This is a genomic window from Saccharopolyspora sp. NPDC050642, from assembly GCF_040654735.1.
Lineage (GTDB): Bacteria > Actinomycetota > Actinomycetes > Mycobacteriales > Pseudonocardiaceae > Saccharopolyspora > Saccharopolyspora elongata.
The window spans coordinates 1-1,656 of record NZ_JBFAIN010000093.1; the positions used below are offsets into that span (position 1 = coordinate 1).

Genomic DNA, 1,656 nt, shown 5'->3' on the forward strand with positions numbered 1-1,656 from the left:
TCAGCCGAAGATGATGTTGAGGGCGATGATCAGGACCAGCGCGATCCCCGCCAACAGCCCCGGACGGCGATACCAGCCCGCATCCTCACCACTGGTCGACGCCTGCAGGCTGGCCCGCGGCGTCAACCCGTACACCAACCCCACCAACTCCGCCTCCGGCTTCGGCCGCGTCACCAACGACACCACCACGCTCACCACGATGTCCACCACGAACGCCACACCCGCACCCACGAAACTCGCACCCTGCCCCGGCAGATCCAGCACCCCGGTCTCCGACAACCCGAACACCACCACCGCCGACACCGTGCCCAAAACCAGACCCGCCCACCCCGCATGCGGCGTCATCCGCTTCCAGAACATCCCCAGGATGAACGTCGCGAACAACGGCGCGTTGAAGAACGAGAACAACTGCTGCAGGTAATCCATCAAGTTCGAATACCCCGCCGCGATGAACGCCGTCCCCACCGCAGCCAGCGTCGCCCCCACCGTCACCCAACGCCCCATGCTCAGGTAATAACCATCCGCCCGGTCCCGCACCACATAGGACTGCCAGATGTCATACGTGAACACCGTGTTGAACGACGACAGGTTCGCCGCCATCCCCGCCATGAACGACGCCAGCAACCCCGCCAGCGCGATCCCCAGAATCCCGTTCGGCAGCAGATCCCGCATCAACAACAAGATCGCATCGTTGTAATCCACACCCCCACCACCGGCCCCACCGGCCTGCTTGAACGCCGCCAGCTCCGGGATCAGCACCGCCGCGATCATCCCCGGAATGATCACGATGAACGGGATGAACATCTTCGGGAACGCCCCGATGATCGGCGTCCGCTGCGCCGCCGACATGCTCTTGGACGCCATCGCCCGCTGCACCTCGACGAAGTTCGTCGTCCAATACCCGAAACTGAGCACGAAACCCAGCCCGAACACCAACCCCACCACCGACAGCACACTGTTGTCGAACCCGGTCAGCTCATTACCCGGCCACGCCGACAACTGCTCCGCACCACCCGGACCCGCCGACACCTTCTCGATCAGGCCCTGCACCCCACCGACCTTCACCAACCCGATGATCGTCAACGGCAACAACGCCGCCACGATCACGAAGAACTGCAACACCTCGTTGTAGATCGCCGCCGACAACCCACCCAACGCCGTGTACGACAACACGATCGCCGCCGCCAGCAACACCGACAACCACAACGGCCACCCCAGCAACGCATTCACGATGCTGGCCAGCAAATACAGATTCACCCCCGCGATCAACACCTGCGCCACCGCGAAACTGATCCCGTTCACCAGATGCGCCGCCCGCCCGAACCGGCGCAACATGAACTCCGGAACACTGCGCACCTTCGAGCCGTAGTAGAACGGCATCATCACCACGCCCAAAAACAGCATGGCCGGCACCGCACCGATCCAGAAGTAATGCATCGTCGGCATCCCGTACTCGGCACCATTCGCCGACATACCGATGATCTCGATCGCACCCAGATTCGCCGAGATGAACGCCAACCCCGTCACCCACGCCGGCAACGCCCGCCCCGACAGGAAGAAATCCAAACTGGTGGAAACCGCACGCCGCGCCAGATACCCGATACCCAGCACGAAAACGAAGTACAACGCCAGCAACGCGAAATCCACCGCGTTGGC

Annotated in this window: 1 protein-coding gene; it reads right to left on the reverse strand. The window is 63.0% G+C overall.

Features of this window, described 5'->3' with window-relative positions; genetic code table 11:
• Positions 1–1,656, reverse strand: a 1,656-nt coding sequence (locus AB0H93_RS44230; protein ID WP_358582963.1) for a sodium:solute symporter family protein, incomplete at its 5' end; no start/stop codon positions are given.